Here is a 16,965-nt window from a genome sequence, read left to right on the forward strand (position 1 = left end):
GACTAGCGGGTGGCGACAGCGGGCGGTTTCACCGTACCCGCACTGGCGCCAGTGCCCTGCGTGACCATGATGTCGACGCGCCGGTTGCGGGCGCGTCCCGCAGCGGTCGCGCTGTCGGCGATGGGAACTGTGGCGCCCCGCCCTTCGGTCTGGATGCGCGATGGCACCACGCCCTTGCCGGTCAGCACTTCGGCCACCGCCGCAGCGCGCTTCTCGCTCAGGATCTGGTTGTCGGGAAACTCTCGTGTGCGAATCGGCTGGTTGTCCGAATGGCCGGTGATCAGGACCGTGCCGGAGACCAGATTGATCTCGTCGGCCACCTTCGCCAATACGGGAAGAATCCGGACACTGAGACGCGCTTGGCCGGGCACGAACATTTCGTCGCCCTTGAAGGTGACGATGCTGCGGCGTTCGTCTTCGTCCACACTGACCGTCTCTCGCTCGATCTCGCTCGCCAGCAACTCCTTCAAGCGCAACGGCTTGACTGGCGGCGCCGGCGGGGGACGCAGCCGGCCGATGGCGGCAATGCGCTGCTGCAGGTCGGTGCTCGACTGCAACAGCTGGTACTTGTACCAAGCGAAGAGGCCGAACAGGATCAGCGTCAGCACCGAGCCCGTCACCCACACCGGCACGCTGCGCAACAAGCGAAACTTGCCCGCTCCCACGCCCTTCCAGTGCGGAGACAAGTCGCGCGGTACGTCGCCACGCGCATTGCCCAGCAGGGAGAACAAGCGATGCCGGACCGTTTCGAGCTGCCGGCGCCCGTTCGTTGCGGTGCTGAAGCGCCCTTCGAAACCCAGGCCAAGAATTTGGTAAAGCACTTCGAGCAGGTCTACGTGCTCCTGCGGACTGGCGGCCAGGCGGCCGACCAGAAGAAAAAACTTATCGCCGCCTTTGGTATCGCCGTGAAATTTCGCGGCCAGCTGCTGGCCAGCCCAAACGCCGGCTTCCGCGCCCTGCCCGCCACCCCATGACGTGCTGTTGGCTGCTTCGTCAAGTGCAGTGCACAGGGCATAGCTCGCGGCCACCACGTGCTCGTGCCGGACCTGCGCGCTCGTACAAATGGATTGAAAGACTGCCACCTCGCGCTCGAGCAGTTGGTGAAACACCGCCACACCGTCGCTTTCGAGCGTCTCGGGCATGTCGGCCAGCGCCCGCAGCAAGGGCTGAGCCGCCTCCAACAAGGGATTCTGTGCTGCTGCGACAGCGGTCAGACGCTCCCGCGTCGAGGACTCGGACACCAGAGGCGCAAGGTCGGCCGAGCCGCCGAACAGTTCGCCATCGCCGAATCCGTCGCGAGGCTCCGGTCCATCGCCTCCCGCAGGCGCCTCGTTGAGTTCTTCTTTGTAGAGCATTGGAGCGTTGGAAAAATGAACGGGCCAGGCCCGATGAAAGAACGAAGGCCTGTTCAGGCCTCGCACTCGGAGCTGTCGTTGACGATCTGCTCGAAACTGCTGTTCTGGATGTGGCTGGTCTTCATGCGGCAATCGACCATGCGCCACACGCCCGTGCCCTGCGAGTTGTCGATCAGGACCGTGGCCGCCAGTGGTGTCCCGCGCTTGCGCTGGCGGCCGATAGCGAAGGTCATATCGCTGAACTGGCAGTTGTCGATGGTGAGGCGGGTTCCGGCCACCAGCACTTCGCCGCGTCCCGTGCAATGGCGAAAGGTGACCTCCCCCATGCACCCGATGCCCTCATGCGCCGCGGGCGCCGAACCGCCGCCTTCAAAGCCGCAATCCTGAAACAGAACGCCTGTGCTTCCATCACCTCCGCCGACGATCGAACGACCGACCGATCTGCATCGGGTAAAGCGCACGTCGGTCATCACGCCGAAGTCGTGATGAGGTGCCAGGAACCGACAATCGATGAAATTGCAACCTGACATCGATGCCAGCTTGATGTTTCCGTCGCCCGCGAAGTCGCAATCCACAAAAGTGAGGTTCTGCCAAGGCACGCCGACGAACGCGCCTGGCCCCATGTGGGCGCTGGCGATGGTCATCGCGGCCGAACTGCCATCCAGCAAGCGGATGTACGCTTTCTGGAGACTGGTGATGGGTGTGGTCATGTACATCTTCGATCAACGGTTCTCTCGGTGCTCGACGCCGTGCGCATCGATCCAGCGCCCCGACCAGCGGATCGGATGCAGCTGCTGGGCCCAGAACCCGCGCGGTACGTAGTCGCCGACCACGCCGTAGCCATCCGGCCATATCTTGTTCTTGTCGGCTTTGACTGCGGTACCGAACAGATGGTCCCAGAACGCAAAATGCGCGGCATAGCATCGGTCCAGTCCTTCCGCGTCTCGGCTGTGATGCCAATGGTGGAAGTTCGGCGTCACGATGAGGTAACGCAGAGGCCCGAGCCGCACCGATGCATTGGTGTGGTTGAACACCGCCTGCACACCTGCGATCAAGACATAGACGTTGATCACGTTCTGAGAAAACCCCAGTAGAAATGCAGGAGCCAGGATCACCACCGTCGAGAGCACTGTTTCCACGCCATGGGTTCGGCTTCCCGAGATCCAGTCCATGTGCTCGGCACTGTGGTGGATCGAGTGCAGTCGCCATCCAATGGCTGTCTCGTGATAGAAGCGATGCAGCCAGTACCGACCGAAATCGGTGATCAGCAGAAGCAAGAGCAGCGCACAGCCAAATGGAAGCTGCCGAACCCATCCGCGCAACGAACCCTGTGCCGCGGGGCTGAGATCGGCAAGCGCACCGCTCACACCGTACAAAATGGCATAGACCAAAAACAGTGTCACGCCGATGAGCAAGTGGCCGGTGACGAAGTACATGAAGTCGATCTGCCAGTCCCTCCTGAATACCGGCATCTCCGGCTTCAAAGGCCTCAGTTTTTCAATCGTGGTGAAAAGCAAGGTCGTGGCCAACAAGTCAAAGATCAGCCAGTCGATTCCAAGGTAGGGAACGACAGCGAGCTGTCCGGCGACCGGAAGCCAGCCGTTGCCGGTTGCGCTGACGCCGACCTTCGATCCCATGACGGCCGCCGCCAGCCAAAACAGCGCCCACGCAGACAAACGTCGAACACGCCCGAAGGCGATGTTGAACAGCGCCAACACACCACACAACACCATCGCAGTCAGCAGCACGGTCCGCATCATGTCGAAGCTCAGGTACTCACGCACCTTGGGCGTGCTGAGAAAATCGGGGAACTGGAACAACAAGACGCCCAGCATGCTGAAGTTGGCCAGCACCAGCGCGATCATTCCACTGACCATCCCCTTGCTTGGTCGCAAAGGCCCATGCGACAGCGCGAGTTCGGCTCCCTTGCGAATTTCGTGGACGGCACCCTCGTACAGGAGGTGGAAGAAACGCGGCGAGCTCATTTCTCTCTCACGCCCCAAAGCTCCATGCGCAGCCCCGGAAACTCGCCTGCGACGTGAAGCGCAAGGCCCCCGTGCTTGACCATGTGCTCCCATAACGGGCCGCGAGGGTCGATCTGGAAGTAGACAAAACCCGCATTGAAAGGAATCTGACGCGGAGGAACGGGCAAGGTCTGCAGCGGGATACCTGGCAGATGAGACCGGATGAGTTCGGTCAACCGGTCGCTGGGCCCGACCTTGCAGCGAGCGGGGAACTGACTTGCCAACTGCTCTGGAGGTGTGTGTGCCGCGACCGCAAACACCAAACTGGAGAAACCTTGCAGCTCGGCAGGCTCGACGCTCGCGACGCGCACGCCGTTGGGCCTTGAGGCCAAGGGGATGCTCTGTGCACTTCGCACCAGCACGTCGTTCAGGAGGGCCTGCACGTCGGCGATCAGCTCCTTGAACGAGAGGTATGGGTCGATGTGTTGGTAAGCGGGATGTGCTTGCGGACGACGCGTGGTTCCCCGCACGAAGGTCGCCAACTCCCCGCTCAACGTGCGCAATGCGGTATAGAGCGTCTCCGGAGAGGTTTCCCGGACCCGAAGCCAATGCTCGAGCATGGGCTCGTAGCGATTGAGGATCTGAAGCAGAAGGAAGTCGGACACTTCGGCGGCTTCACTGGATTTTCCGTCGTTGCCACTCAATCGCGCCGCCAGCGATTGCGCACGCAGCTTGCACAGTCCGTGCAGATTGGTGACCCAGTCTGCCAGCAAGGGGCTTGCCCCATAGCCAGCGACGGGAGGGATCAAGTTCGGGTCGACGGCGATGCTTCCATCCGAACGGAGCACCGTCACCTTCGCGAGCGGCAGGCCGATCCAGGCGTCGGTCAGTTCGCGCTGGGGCAAAAGGCGCAGGCGAAGACGGGACAGTTGCACGGTCTTCGAGCCTTGTCCGATGGAGTTGGCATCGCGCAGCTCCGCATCGAACACGGAAAATCGCGCCAGCGACGACGCGGAAATGCGGGTGTCGTCGAACGTCGTTTCTTCGCCGTTGGGTGTCCGGATCGGCACGGCCAGGTGAATGACCTGCTCCAGGTGCTCCGGCAAGATCGTGAGCGGCGCGGGCGGCAGCGTCTGGCCCGGTGCATCGAAGGGCGTACCGTCGGAAAAAATGCCGGCCGCGCTGGCCAGCACCAGCTTGCCCAACGAGAGTGACTCCGCATCGATGCTGTAGTGATTGAATCCCCAATAGAAGGGAGTCAATGACGCGGCCCGCTTGTGCGCGAGGTGTTCGAGATAGCGTTCCTGCTGTTGAAACAGCTGCGGACGCAGAAAGAGCCCTTCGCTCCAGGCGACTTTGTTGTACCAACTCATGAATTCGATCGTTGTGCTTTCGGGCTGCGAACTTGCTACTTGATGGGAGTCAGTTGGATGCCCTTGCCTTGCAAGGCGATCTCCAGCTTGACCTTGTTGGCGGGGAGAACTGCGCGATACCACGCCGCTTCGGGCGCGGGATCAAATTTCTGCACCACACGCCATTCGGTTTGCGCAAGCTCCCGATAGCCAGCGATAACACCGATCGCTGCGAGCTCGGGGTGCGACATGCGTCGGATCTTCTTGACCTCACCGGGTCGCAAGATGAACTCGTCGCGCACCAGCAAGTCGGCACCCATCACCGTCTTGTCGCTGCTGTTCAGTGAAAAATAGTCGGCAGCTTCGAAGCTTGCTTCGGACTTCAATTCGTAGATGCGAACCAGGATGGGCGCTGCCCTGCCCTTGTCATCGGGATTGACACCTGCTTCTGCGGTGACCGTGATGTCGAGCTTGGTCTGCTCTCTCGGATGCGAGAACTGCGCGTGCGCCAGAGAAGGCACCACCCACACAGCGGCCACTGCAAAGCCCCACAGGCACAGAAATGCGAAACGCAGTGGCCGCATGGGCGACCTGCATCGTGAGACGACGCTTCGGTAGAGCCATGGCATGGAGAGATTCATGTGGGAATCAAACTGAAAAAGGAACTCAAAAAGAACCGACTTCGGTTCGCGCCTCCTCAACCCCCTTGCGCGAACCGAAGTCGAAAAGCCCCGGACGGGTCCGGAGCGAAGCGAAGGCTTCAGGATTCCTTGTTGCCCTTGATGTCGTAGCCTGCGGTGACAGCACCGCCGCTGCCGCCTTGCGCGTTCTGCACGGAGTACTCTTGTTTGATCTTGGAGAAGGAAAGGCGCACGCGCTCCTTGACACGCATCTCGTCCGAGTTCGAACCGAAGGGCTGGATCGAGGTGATGATCACGTCGGAGAATGTGAACTTCAGGTACTCGAGCGGGTTACCGCCAGCCTTGCGGACCGTGAGCTTGGCCTCCTGCACGTGCTTGCCGGTGAGGCAATACTTCATGAGGTTGGGACTCGAACGATCGATGTAGTGGTCGAACTCCAGATCTTCGACCGTCGCCTTGCCCGCGCCGCCGCCAGAACCGGCATGCATGGTGGATTCCTGGAAGGCTTTCCAGTTGAAGGCCAGAACCTCGATCTCGTTCTTGTGGTCCGAATCCTGCGATTCGCCTTCGATGCCGTTGATCTTCAGAAAAATGTCTTGTGACATGAAAAAACTCCCTGTGTTTGAATTTGTCGGTAAATAACGGATGCATGAGCGCTCTTGGTGGCGCGTCCTTGATGCCGTGGCGTCTGTGCGCCACTTCCTCGAACAATTTGCTGGGCAGTTGCTGGTCAGGCCGCTTCTTTGAGCGACGGCAGCTTGGCGACCAGGCGCAGAGAAACGGTCAGACCTTCAAGCTGAAAGTGCGGACGCAGGAAGAACTTGGCGCTGTAGTAGCCGGGGTTGCCCTCGACGTCTTCCACTACGACCTCGGCCGCTGCAAGGGGCCGCCGGGCTTTGGTTTCCTGGGACGAATTCGCAGGATCAGCATCGACGTAATGCATGATCCATTCGTTCAACCAGCGCTGCATTTCGTCGCGCTCCTTGAAGGAACCGATCTTGTCGCGCACGATGCACTTCAGGTAGTGAGCGAATCGCGTGCTGGCGAAAAGGTAAGGCAGCCGTGCCGACAGATTGGCGTTGGCGGTCGCATCCGGGTCCATGTACTCCTGCGGTTTCTGGAGCGACTGGGCACCGATGAAAGCGGCATGGTCGGTGTTCTTCCGGTGCACCAGAGGGATCAGGCCGGCCTTCGCAAGCTCGGCTTCGCGGCGGTCGGAGATCGCGATCTCGGTCGGGCACTTCATGTCGAAGCCGCCGTCGTCGGTCGGGAAGGTGTGGCATGGCAGGTTTTCGACAGTGCCGCCTGACTCCACGCCGCGGATCATCGTGCACCAGCCGTAAAGCTTGAAACTGCGATTGATGTTGACGGCCATGGCATAGGCCGCGTTGCTCCACACGTAGTTGCGGTGATCTGCGCCCTCGGTTTCTTCCTCGAAGTCGAACTCGTCGACGGGATTGGTCTTCATGCCATAGGGCAGCCGTGCGAGGAAGCGGGGCATGGCCAGGCCGACGTAGCGGGAGTCCTCGGTGCTGCGCAGCGAATTCCACGGCGCGTGCTCGAGGTTGGACGTGATCTTTGCAAGGTCTCGCGGGTTCGCGAGCTCCTGCCACGACTCCATGCCGAGCAGCGACGGCGCCGAGCCGGCAATGAACGGCGCATGCGAGGCGGCAGACACCTTGGCAATCGCGCCCAGCAGCTCGACATCGGCGGGGGTGTGGTCAAAGTAGTAATCGGCAACCAGGCATCCGTAGGGCTCGCCACCGAGTTGACCGTACTCCTCTTCATAGATGCGCTTGAAGATCGGGCTCTGGTCCCATGCAATGCCCTTGTGGCGACGCAGCGTGCGACGGACTTCGTCCTTGGAGACGTCCATGAAACGGATCTTGAGCTTCTCGTCCGTCTCGGTGTTGTAGACCAGGTGATGCATGCCTCGCCAAGCCGACTCGATCTTCTGGAAGTCTTCCTTGTGGAGCACAAGGTTGATCTGCTCCGACAGCTTGCGGTCGATCTCGGCAATGATCGCTTCGATGCTGCTGTACGCGTCGTCGGTCATCGTCGCGGCGTTGACGAGCGCCTGCTCCGCCAGCGTCCGGACAGCCGCCTCGACGGCGTCTCGCGCCTCGTCGGTCTTGGGCTTGAACTCCTTGTCGAGCAAGGCTGAGAAATCGGTGGGATCTGTGTAGCGCGCCGCGTCGGGTGCCTCGAGCACGTTGTCCATGAGTGTGGTCATCTGAAGTTCCTTGATCTGAAGGTCATGCGGCGGAATCGGACGCAGGCGCGCCTTCTTGGACGTCGGTGTGGGTCTTGGCGGACTTCGCCAGCGACTTCATCAACGAGGGGTCTTGAAGCAGCTTGTTGACGAGGTTTTCGGCCCCCGCCTTGCCGTCCATGTAGGTCTGCAGGTTGGCCAGTTGCGTGCGTGCCTCGAGGAGCTTGCTGAGTGGCTCCACCTTTCGTGCGACAGCCGCCGGGGAGAAGTCTTCGATGCTCTCGAACGTGATGTCGACCATGAGTTGGCCTTCACCCGTCAGCGTGTTGGGCACAGCGAAAGCCACGCGGGGCTGGATCGCCTTCATGCGCTCGTCGAAGTTGTCGATGTCGATGTCGAGGAACTTTCGCTCGGACACCGGAGGCAAGGCCTGCGTCGGCTTGCCGGACAGATCAGACAGGACGCCCATCACGAAGGGCAGTTCGATCTTCTTCTCGGACCCGTAGATTTCCACGTCGTACTCGATCTGCACGCGCGGAGCCCTGTTGCGGGCAATGAACTTCTGACTGCTGTTGTTAATGGTAGCCATGAAAACTCCCTGGTGAAAAAAGCAAACAAGAACCTGGCATCACGCCGTTTCAACACGGTGATGCGTCTCTAGGGCCAACGAGGCCATTCGCGGGTCTCAGGCGAACTCGGTGTGACAGACGATGGCACCCCCTCCTTGCAACGCCGGATTGCTGCTGTCGCTCGGTTTCATGTCGGCAGTCATGCGCCGGATCTTTCGCCGCGCTTGAACTGCATCCAGCCACTGCCGGGAAAGAACCGGCAGAAGACGTTGTTCAATGAAGCCGATCAAGCGTCGAGCCCCCGTTTCATGGGCGCCGCCGTAGCCCGCAATTTCGGCCAGCAGCGCGGGTGTGTAGTCCAGTGCAATGTCATGCTGCATACGCATGCGCTCGGCCACGCGATCCAGATGCAAGCTCACGATGTCGTGCAGTGCGCTCGTGGCCAAAGGAAGGTAAGGCACCACCGATAATCGGCCCAGGAAGGCGGCGGGGAAGACCGTTCGCAGCGACGGCTGGAGCGCCGCGCGCAAGGCTTCGACGTCCGGCATCAACAAAGGGTCGTTACACAGCGCGGCAATGAGTTCCGCACCGGCGTTGCTCGTCAACAGGATCGTGGTGTTCCTGAAGTCGATGCGCCGTCCCTCGCCGTCCTCCATCCACCCTTTGTCGAACACCTGGTAAAAGATTTCGTGCACATCGGGATGGGCTTTTTCCACCTCGTCGAGAAGGATCGTGCTGTAGGGCTTTCGACGCACGACCTCTGTGAGCACGCCGCCCTCGCCATAGCCGACATACCCCGGGGGCGCCCCCTTCAAGGTCGAGACCGTGTGCGACTCCTGGAACTCGCTCATGTTGATGGTGATGAGGTTCTGCTCCCCGCCATACATGGCCTCGGCCAGCGCCAATGCGGTTTCCGTCTTGCCCACGCCCGAGGGGCCGACCAGCAGGAACACGCCGACGGGCTTGTTCGGATCTGTGAGGCGCGCCCGCGCCGTCTGCATGCGCTCCGCGATCGCTGCAAGTGCGGGCCCCTGGCCGATCACGCGCGCTTCCAGGCGGGATTGAAGCGCGACGACTGCAGCAACCTCGTCGGTGACCATTCGCCCCACCGGAATCCCGGTCCAGTCGGCCACGATGCCAGCAACCACCGCTTCGTCGACCTGAGGGAATATCAGCGGCGTGTCTTTCTGATGCGCGGCAAGTTCAAGCTCGAGGGCCGCCAACTGCGCCGAGGGTGCATTGCCCTCGGCGCAGCTCACCTCTTCCGCCTCCTCCCTCTTCTTTGTTCTCAATCCATGGATCGTGCGAACCAAGACAAGCTCGTCCTGCCACCGCGCCTCATGCTGGGACAACGCGTGCTGCGCTGCGTTGAGTTCTGACTGGGCGATGTCGAGGCGCAACACTCTTTCGTGCCTGCCTTGGACGACAACACCTTCTTGGCCAAGCAGTTCAAGCTCGGCTTGAAGCGCTGTGATGCGATGCCGCCATTGATCGACTTCGGGCGGAGGCGCATGGAGTGACATGGCGACGCGCGCGCAAGCGGTGTCCAGCAGACTGATCGCCTTGTCGGGCAGCTGGCGTGCAGGAATGTAGCGATGTGACAGCGTCACTGCGGCACGCACGGCTTCGTCGAGCACAAGCACGCCGTGATGCTCGGCAAATGTGGCGACGAGGCCGCGAACCATCTCGATCGCGGAAATCTCATCGGGCTCTGCCACCTGCAGCGTCTGAAAGCGCCGCGTCAGCGCGGGGTCCTTTTCGATGTGGCGCTTGTACTCGCTCCAGGTGGTGGCGCCGATGGTGCGCAAGGTTCCCCGCGCAAGCGCCGGCTTGAGCAGGTTGGCTGCGTCGCCAGTTCCCGATTGCCCGCCCGCGCCGACCAGCGTGTGCACTTCGTCGATGAAGAGGATGACGGGCTGCGCCGACTTGCTCGCCTCTTCCAACAAGGCCTTGAGGCGCGACTCGAATTCCCCCCGCATGCTCGCGCCGGCCAGAAGCGCACCGACGTCGAGACTCCAGAGCCGGCAGTTCTTCAGGCCAGGAGGAACTTCGCCTTGGGCGATGGCCAGTGCCAAGCCTTCGACAACCGCTGTCTTGCCAACGCCCGCATCGCCCGTGAGCAAGGGATTGTTCTGGCGACGGCGAAGCAGGATGTCCACCATCGTGCGGATCTCGTGCCCGCGCCCGATGACGGGGTCGATCTGCCCTTGAGAAGCGCGCTCGGTCAGGTCCGTACAGTAGCGACGCAACGCCGACTTGCCATCCGACGCCGCATCGGCGAACGCGGCGCTGGCCTCGCCTGGCAGCGCAGACGGAAGCCCCGAGCCGTCATGCGGTCCTTCCTTCCCTTCGGGGGAACCGGCCACGATCGCGCTGACGGCTTCCGTCAGCTGATCCGCAGGGATTCGCTGGAACGCAGATGAGATGCCAAGAAGTACGCGCCGCAGCTCCGGCGTTTGTAGCAGCGCAGCAAGCAGCCAGGCACCACGCACGCAATGCGCGCCGAACTCGAGGCTCGAGAGCACCCACGCGCGCTCGATGGCTGCTTCGATGTGGCTGGAAAAATCTGTCAGCGACGTTGCGCCAGATGGCAGGCTGGACAACGCCGATGCAAAGTCTTTCTCGATGACCTGCGCGTCGATCTGGTAGTACCGGCAGATGCGGTGCAGATCGCTGTCGTTGAGCTGCCAGAGCTGATGAATCCAGTGCGTCAGTTCAACGTACGGATTACCGCGCAGCTTGGCAAATGCAGTGGCAGATTCGATGCCGCGAAACAAGGTGAGATTGAGCTTGCCGAACAGCGCTCGCCGAGAGATCGTCATTGCGCGATCTGTCGTGCGGTGTACACGCCTTGTTCGATCGATTCATCTGCAACGCCCGATGTCGTCGAGCAGATTTCTGCGTTCTTTTTCCCCACTTCGCGCCCCTATGCTTCTTGGAATGGGCGCGATTCTGGCGGCTCGTTGCAGGGCAAATCGCAGCACAGTTTCTACCAATAGTTAAACGCAAGAGGCCGCCTATTGATCTGTGATGTTTGCCCGCCGCTCCTTACGTTCAGAAGACAAAGGAGGTCATTCGACAACGATATCGAAACCGCCGCAGGCAAGAAAAAACCCTCGAGTCCTTTCGGAAACTCGAGGGCTTGAGAGGCTTCTGACGTGTCGCAACGTCCGCGGTTGCAATCACATGTTGTCGATCATGACCTGGCCAAAACCAGAGCAGCTCACTTGCGTTGCGCCATCCATGAGGCGCGCGAAGTCATAGGTGACCTTCTTGCTGGCGATCGACTTTTTCATCGAGCTGATGATCAGGTCAGCCGCTTCGGTCCAGCCCATGTGGCGCAGCATCATCTCTGCGGACAGGATTTCGGAACCCGGGTTCACATAGTCCTTGCCGGCGTATTTGGGGGCCGTGCCGTGGGTGGCTTCGAACATGGCGACGGTGTCGCTCAGGTTCGCGCCCGGAGCGATGCCGATGCCACCGACCTGTGCGGCCAGTGCGTCGGACACGTAGTCACCATTCAGGTTCAGTGTCGCGATCACGCTGTACTCGGCGGGGCGCAACAGGATCTGCTGCAGGAACGCGTCGGCGATGCTGTCCTTGACCGTGATCTCCTTGCCCGTCCTCGGGTTCTTGAACTTCATCCACGGACCGCCGTCGATCAACTCGGCGCCGAATTCCTTGGCGGCCAGGTTGTAGCCCCAGTCACGGAAGCCACCTTCGGTGAACTTCATGATGTTGCCCTTGTGGACCAGAGTCACGCTGGGCTTGTCGTTGTCGATCGCGTACTGGAAGGCCTTGCGCACGAGGCGCTCGGTGCCTTCGCGCGAGACCGGCTTGACGCCGATGCCCGAGGTGTCCGGGAAGCGGATCTTCTTGACGCCCATCTCGTCCTGCAGGAACTTGATGAGCTTCTTGGCCTTGTCGCTTTCGGCCTCGAATTCGATGCCGGCGTAGATGTCTTCCGAGTTCTCGCGGAAGATGACCATGTTGGTCTTGTGCGGCTCGCGCACCGGGCTGGGCACGCCCTCGAAGTACTGGATGGGTCGCAGGCAGACGTACAGGTCGAGTTCCTGGCGCAGCGCCACGTTCAGCGAGCGGATGCCGCCGCCCACGGGCGTGGTCAGCGGACCCTTGATGGAGACCACATAGTCGCGCACAGCATGCAGGGTTTCCTCGGGGAGCCAGACGTCGGGGCCGTAGACCTTGGTCGACTTCTCGCCTGCGTAGACTTCCATCCAGTGGATCTTCTTCTTGCCGCTGTAGGCCTTGGCCACTGCGGCGTCCACCACCTTGAGCATCACCGGCGTGATGTCCAGCCCCGTGCCATCGCCCTCGATGAACGGGATGATCGGCTGATCGGGCACATTGAGCGAATTGTCGGCGTTGACCGTGATCTTCTGGCCTTCGGTCGGGACTTTGATGTGCTGATAGCTGGACATGAGGGGGCTTGACTCCGGGAAATGACGTAATTCGAACGACTGTCTGCGAATTCAGACAGCGAGGAGAATCGCTGTACAGCGCGCTAACAAATCGCTGTACATTTTAGACGCAACCCATCAGCGGACAATTGTCAACCGTAGGGCGATAGCGCCCGTTACTGGCTGACCTTCTGCTCGCCGGGAGGCGTTTCCAACCAATTCTCGATAGAGGAATCATCAATGAGCAAACTTCTCGCAGTCATGATCGCTGGCCTGTTCGCCGCTGGCGCGTACGCCCAAAACCCGGCCGGTACCACGCCCGAACAAGGCAACGCGACCAACAGCAAGCCGCAAGCTCGCGCTGAAGCCAAGAAGGAAGCCAAGCCCGCTGGCCAAGTGGCTCCCGCTGCTGGCGACACAGCCAAGACGCCCGAAGGCGGCGCATTCGGCGCTGACAAGGCTGGCGTTGCTGGCGAAAAGCGCGCCAAGACCCGCGACGATCGTCGTCGCAACAAGGACGGCAGCGTGAAGCGCAAGGCCACCCAGGGCGGCACGCCCGACATGGCCGGCGCCAAGTAAGCTGGTCGGTCCCCTCAAGAAAAGCGCTCTTAGGAGCGCTTTTTTTCGTTTGCAGTTTTGCTCGACCACTGTCAACCGGGGCTCTTGAGGTCCGTTGAATGGAAGCCTTCCGCAGGGAGGTGATCCATATCAACAATCTCAAAGGATTTCTCATGAACAAGCTGATCGCAGCCCTGGTCGTCGGCCTCTTCGCAGCCGGTGCATTTGCGCAAGCCGCCGCCCCCGCAGTTGCCGCTCCGGCCGCCCCCGCCGTCCACAAGGCGAAGGCCAAGCACACGGTCAAGAAGCACAAGGTGCGTCACGTCTCCAAGGCCCACGCGGCCGCCGCCAAGAAGGTGTAAGCTTTCAAGCTCCCGGCAATGCCCGCTTCAGCGGGCATTTTTATTGGTCACGGGCCGACCCTGTGTATGGCGGCCCCGAAAGAGTCATCCGATGTTCCAGCGTCTTGCCGCGCTGCTTCTGGTGTCCGCGTCCTTCCTGGCGCCGGCCCACGCGCAGCAGCAAATCCAACCGCAACCCCAAACCGATCTGGCACGCACGCAGTTGTCGGTCGGCCTCTACAAGATCGACGCACAGGTGGCGCAATCGCCCCGTGAACGCGAGATCGGCCTGATGTTTCGCAAGACGATGCCGCAGGCCGAAGGCATGATCTTCGTGTTCGATCAGCCGGCCACACAGTGCTTCTGGATGCGCAACACGCTGTTGCCACTGACCGCCGCCTTCGTGGCCGACGATGGCCGCATCGTCAACCTGGTCGACATGCAGCCGATGACCGAGAACTCGCATTGCTCCGAAGAACCGGTGCGCTACGTGCTCGAAATGAACCAAGGCTGGTTCGCCAAGAAGAACATCAAGAAGGGGGCCAAGCTCGGCGGCGAGCTGTTCTCCACAGCCAAGCGCTAACTCTGGACTCAGCGCCCGTAAAAAAGCCGACCCGCAGGTCGGCTTTTTCATGGCGAGAGCGCCGGCTTCAGCCGAAGTTCTTGGCCGCGAAGTCCCAGTTGGCCAGCTTGGCCAGGAAGGTTTCGACGAACTTCGGGCGCATGTTGCGGTAGTCGATGTAGTACGCGTGCTCCCACACGTCCACCGTCAGCAGGGCGGTGTCGGCGGTGGTCAGCGGCGTGCCGGCGGCGCCGGTGTTCACGATGTCCACCGAGCCGTCGGCCTTCTTCACGAGCCAGGTCCAGCCCGAACCGAAGTTGCCCACGGCCGACTTCACGAAGGCTTCCTTGAAGGCGTCGTAGCTGCCCCACTTGGCATCGATGGCCTGGGCCAGCGCGCCCGTCGGTGCGCCGCCGCCTTGCGGCTTCATGCAGTTCCAGAAGAAGGTGTGGTTCCAGATCTGCGCGGCGTTGTTGTAGATGCCGCCGCTGGACTTCTTGATGATCTCTTCGAGCGTCATCGCTTCGAACTCGGTGCCCTTTTGCAGGTTGTTCAGGTTCACCACGTAGGCATTGTGGTGCTTGCCGTGGTGGTACTCGAGCGTTTCCTTCGAGTACTCGGGGGCCAGCGCGTCGATGGCGTACGGCAGGGGTGGGAGCACATGTTCCATGGTTTTTTCTCGTGGGTTGGTTGTGGGGAATGAAGGATTCTAGGAAGTAATTTTCGAGGGCGCGTCGGACGTGTTCCCGTTGTTGCTCCCTCCATGCGTCACGGTCAGGCCGACCTCGCCATCCGCGAGCCGAGCGACGACCGCATCGCCAGCATGCAGCTTTTTCGCGCTGATGACCGCGCGGCCGGAGCCATCGCTGAGCCAGGCGTAGCCGCGCTGCAGAACCAGCGCCGGATCGAGCAGCCGCAAGCGCAGCGCCACGCGCTCCAGGCGCTCGCGCCGCTGCACCAGCGCGCGGTCGAATTTCGAAGGGAAGTCGGCGGCGATCGATCCCGGCACCTGCGCCAGGCGCTCACGTCGCGACAGCACCGCGAAGTGCAGGCGCTGTGCATGGTGGGCGAGGCGAAGCTGCTGGCGAGCCACCAGATTCGAGGGCCGGCCAAGACGCCCCGCCGCTTGATCGAGTCGCTGCCCCAGTACGTCCAAGCGTGCGCCAAGCGCGTCACCGAGCCGTTCGTCGAGCAGATCGAGCGCACCGAGCCACAGGTCGCGCGGCGCGCTGACGAGTTCCGCGGCGGCCGTGGGCGTGGGCGCGCGCAGGTCGGCGCAGAAGTCGGCGATCGTGAAATCGGTTTCGTGTCCCACGCCGCTGATCACCGGCACGGGACTCTGCACGATGGTGCGCGCCAGGGTTTCGTCGTTGAAGGCCCAGAGGTCCTCGATCGAGCCGCCACCGCGCACCAGCAGGATCACGTCGACAGCCGGCTCCAGCGTGTAGAGCGACTGCAAGGCGCGCACCAGCTCGGCCGGTGCGTTGACGCCCTGCACCGTCGCTGGCGCCAGCACCACGGGGATGTGGGGCACGCGCCGCCGCAACGCGGTCACGACGTCATGCAGTGCCGCAGCGCCCAGCGAAGTGACGACGCCCACGGCACGCGGCATCGACGGCAGCGCCCGCTTGCGCGCCGGATCAAACAGGCCTTCGGCTTCGAGGCGCGCCTTGCGCTGCAGGAACTGCTCGAACAGCGCGCCCTGCCCCGCGCGCCGCAGGCTCTCGACCACCAGTTGCAGATCGCCACGCGGTTCGTACACCGCCAGCCGGCCGCGCACCTCGACCTGATCGCCATCACGCGGCGTGAAGTCGAGCAGGCTCGCCGCGCGGCGGAACATCGCGCAGCGCAACTGGCCGGACTCGTCCTTGAGCGAGAAGTAGCAATGACCGCTCGATGCGCGCGAGAAACCCGAGATTTCCCCGCGCACGGAGACAGGGTTGAAGCGCGCGTCGAGCGCGTCGGCCACCGCGCGGCACAGCGCGCCCACGGCCCACACACGCGGCCCGGGCGCTGCATTCGGCTCCCTGAAGCTCATCGCGCCCCTCCGCCGTCGAGCGCCACTCTTCCACAACGGGCGCTGCGCCCCCCACTTTGGAGGGGTATGGTGGAACAGATGCACGAGTTCTCGTGCAAGCTGTTGATTTCATTGAAAAAAGTGCTGCTCAAAATTCAATCGATCTAACGGAAAGCCCGTCCCATGCGGGTTCGGAGCCATTGCGCCACGGGTTAATCACAAAGTTATCCACAGAATCTGTGCGTCCTTGCCGACACACAAACAAGCCGCGAGCCGATGGTGGCTCGGTGGATAATCGCCGCGCATTTGCAGTCTACGGGCCGGAGGATTTTCTTGTTTTCCATCATTGTTGCCGCGGGCTGGCCAATCTGGCCATTGCTCGCCTGTTCGGTCATCGCACTCGCGCTGGTCATTGAACGTTTCACCAGCCTCAAGACCGTCAAGGTCCTGCCGCCGAAGCTGCTGGACGAGACCATCACCGTGTCGCGCGGCGCGGTTCCCGGCCCCGATGTCGTGACCAAACTCGAAAGCAACTCGATGCTCGGCCAGGTGCTGGCCGCCGGCCTGCGCGCGCTGAACGCCAACCCGCGCTGCACCGAAGAAGACCTGCGCGCCGCCATGGAGGCCTCGGGCCGCACCGTGGCGCACAAGCTGGAGCGCTACCTGCCGGCGCTGGCCACCATCGCCTCGGCCGCGCCGCTGCTCGGCCTGCTGGGCACGGTGATCGGCATGATCGAAATTTTCGGCTCGCAGTCACCCGGCAGCGGTGCCGTCGGCTCGGGCAACCCGGCGCAGCTGGCGCACGGCATCTCGATCGCGCTGTACAACACGGCCTTCGGCCTGATCGTGGCCATTCCGACGCTGATTTTCTGGCGCTACTTTCGCAGCCGCGTCGACGAGTACCTGCTGAACCTCGAACTCTCGGGCGAGCGCTTTGCCCGCCACCTGAACGCCCTGCGCAAATGAGCTCGCG

Annotated in this window: 16 protein-coding genes; 4 read left to right on the forward strand and 12 right to left on the reverse strand. The window is 62.1% G+C overall.

Annotated elements, in window-relative coordinates; genetic code table 11:
• Nucleotides 1–2 precede the first annotated feature (2 nt).
• From tssL to icd, 10 genes are all read right to left on the reverse strand, one after another.
• Nucleotides 3–1,355: a type VI secretion system protein TssL, long form gene (tssL, locus tag GFK26_RS25320; protein ID WP_153284399.1), complete on the reverse strand. Its 1,353-nt coding sequence runs from the start codon at nt 1,353–1,355 to the stop codon at nt 3–5.
• A gap of 53 nt (nt 1,356–1,408) precedes the next feature.
• A complete protein-coding gene (locus tag GFK26_RS25325) occupies nt 1,409–2,065 on the reverse strand; it encodes a hypothetical protein (protein ID WP_153284400.1) in 657 nt (218 codons plus the stop codon).
• A gap of 12 nt (nt 2,066–2,077) precedes the next feature.
• Nucleotides 2,078–3,340 (reverse strand): sterol desaturase family protein, encoded by a 1,263-nt coding sequence (locus GFK26_RS25330; RefSeq protein WP_153284401.1) that lies wholly within the window; start codon nt 3,338–3,340, stop codon nt 2,078–2,080.
• Complete coding sequence (gene tssK, locus GFK26_RS25335; RefSeq protein WP_153284402.1) at nt 3,337–4,692, reverse strand: type VI secretion system baseplate subunit TssK; 1,356 nt, start codon at nt 4,690–4,692, stop codon at nt 3,337–3,339. The genes GFK26_RS25330 and tssK overlap by 4 nt, the downstream gene beginning before the upstream one ends.
• Nucleotides 4,693–4,727: 35 nt before the next feature.
• Nucleotides 4,728–5,255 (reverse strand): type VI secretion system lipoprotein TssJ, encoded by a 528-nt coding sequence (tssJ, locus tag GFK26_RS25340; RefSeq protein ID WP_153284403.1) that lies wholly within the window; start codon nt 5,253–5,255, stop codon nt 4,728–4,730.
• Between the two features lie 176 nt (nt 5,256–5,431).
• A complete protein-coding gene (locus GFK26_RS25345) occupies nt 5,432–5,917 on the reverse strand; it encodes an Hcp family type VI secretion system effector (protein WP_062471480.1) in 486 nt (161 codons plus the stop codon).
• 125 nt (nt 5,918–6,042) lie between these two features.
• Entirely contained in the window at nt 6,043–7,533 is a 1,491-nt protein-coding gene (gene tssC, locus GFK26_RS25350; RefSeq protein WP_153284404.1) for a type VI secretion system contractile sheath large subunit, read from the reverse strand.
• A gap of 34 nt (nt 7,534–7,567) precedes the next feature.
• Nucleotides 7,568–8,113, reverse strand: coding sequence for a type VI secretion system contractile sheath small subunit (tssB, locus tag GFK26_RS25355; protein ID WP_153284405.1), 546 nt, complete (start codon nt 8,111–8,113; stop codon nt 7,568–7,570).
• A 96-nt stretch (nt 8,114–8,209) separates the two neighbouring features.
• Nucleotides 8,210–10,915: a type VI secretion system ATPase TssH gene (gene tssH, locus GFK26_RS25360; RefSeq protein ID WP_153284406.1), complete on the reverse strand. Its 2,706-nt coding sequence runs from the start codon at nt 10,913–10,915 to the stop codon at nt 8,210–8,212.
• Nucleotides 10,916–11,275: 360 nt separating this feature from the next.
• Nucleotides 11,276–12,535 (reverse strand): NADP-dependent isocitrate dehydrogenase, encoded by a 1,260-nt coding sequence (icd, locus tag GFK26_RS25365; RefSeq protein ID WP_153284407.1) that lies wholly within the window; start codon nt 12,533–12,535, stop codon nt 11,276–11,278.
• 219 nt (nt 12,536–12,754) lie between these two features.
• Here icd and GFK26_RS25370 point away from each other — a divergent pair, with 219 nt between their 5' ends.
• The 3 genes from GFK26_RS25370 to GFK26_RS25380 all read left to right on the forward strand — a co-directional run bounded on the left by GFK26_RS25370 (nt 12,755) and on the right by GFK26_RS25380 (nt 13,996).
• The gene (locus GFK26_RS25370) at nt 12,755–13,093 is read left to right on the forward strand and encodes a cell envelope biogenesis protein TolA (RefSeq protein ID WP_153284408.1); all 339 of its coding nucleotides are present in this window, start codon (nt 12,755–12,757) and stop codon (nt 13,091–13,093) included.
• A gap of 152 nt (nt 13,094–13,245) precedes the next feature.
• Complete coding sequence (locus tag GFK26_RS25375) at nt 13,246–13,434, forward strand: hypothetical protein (RefSeq protein ID WP_153286104.1); 189 nt, start codon at nt 13,246–13,248, stop codon at nt 13,432–13,434.
• 91 nt (nt 13,435–13,525) lie between these two features.
• A complete protein-coding gene (locus tag GFK26_RS25380) occupies nt 13,526–13,996 on the forward strand; it encodes a DUF192 domain-containing protein (RefSeq protein WP_101493050.1) in 471 nt (156 codons plus the stop codon).
• 67 nt (nt 13,997–14,063) lie between these two features.
• On the opposite strand, the gene GFK26_RS34370 is transcribed toward GFK26_RS25380, so the two are convergent.
• Together GFK26_RS34370 and xseA are read right to left on the reverse strand one after the other, a co-directional pair.
• Nucleotides 14,064–14,645, reverse strand: coding sequence for a superoxide dismutase (locus GFK26_RS34370; RefSeq protein ID WP_228121780.1), 582 nt, complete (start codon nt 14,643–14,645; stop codon nt 14,064–14,066).
• A gap of 39 nt (nt 14,646–14,684) precedes the next feature.
• Nucleotides 14,685–16,013 carry an exodeoxyribonuclease VII large subunit gene (gene xseA / locus GFK26_RS25385; RefSeq protein ID WP_228121781.1) on the reverse strand — a complete coding sequence of 443 codons (1,329 nt, stop codon included), beginning with the start codon at nt 16,011–16,013 and terminating at the stop codon, nt 14,685–14,687.
• A 312-nt stretch (nt 16,014–16,325) separates the two neighbouring features.
• Here xseA and GFK26_RS25390 point away from each other — a divergent pair, with 312 nt between their 5' ends.
• Entirely contained in the window at nt 16,326–16,958 is a 633-nt protein-coding gene (locus GFK26_RS25390) for a MotA/TolQ/ExbB proton channel family protein (protein ID WP_070060550.1), read from the forward strand.
• The last annotated feature ends 7 nt before the right edge of the window (nt 16,959–16,965 follow it).

It is taken from the genome of Variovorax paradoxus, from assembly GCF_009498455.1.
Classification (GTDB): Bacteria; Pseudomonadota; Gammaproteobacteria; order Burkholderiales; family Burkholderiaceae_C; genus Variovorax; species Variovorax paradoxus_H.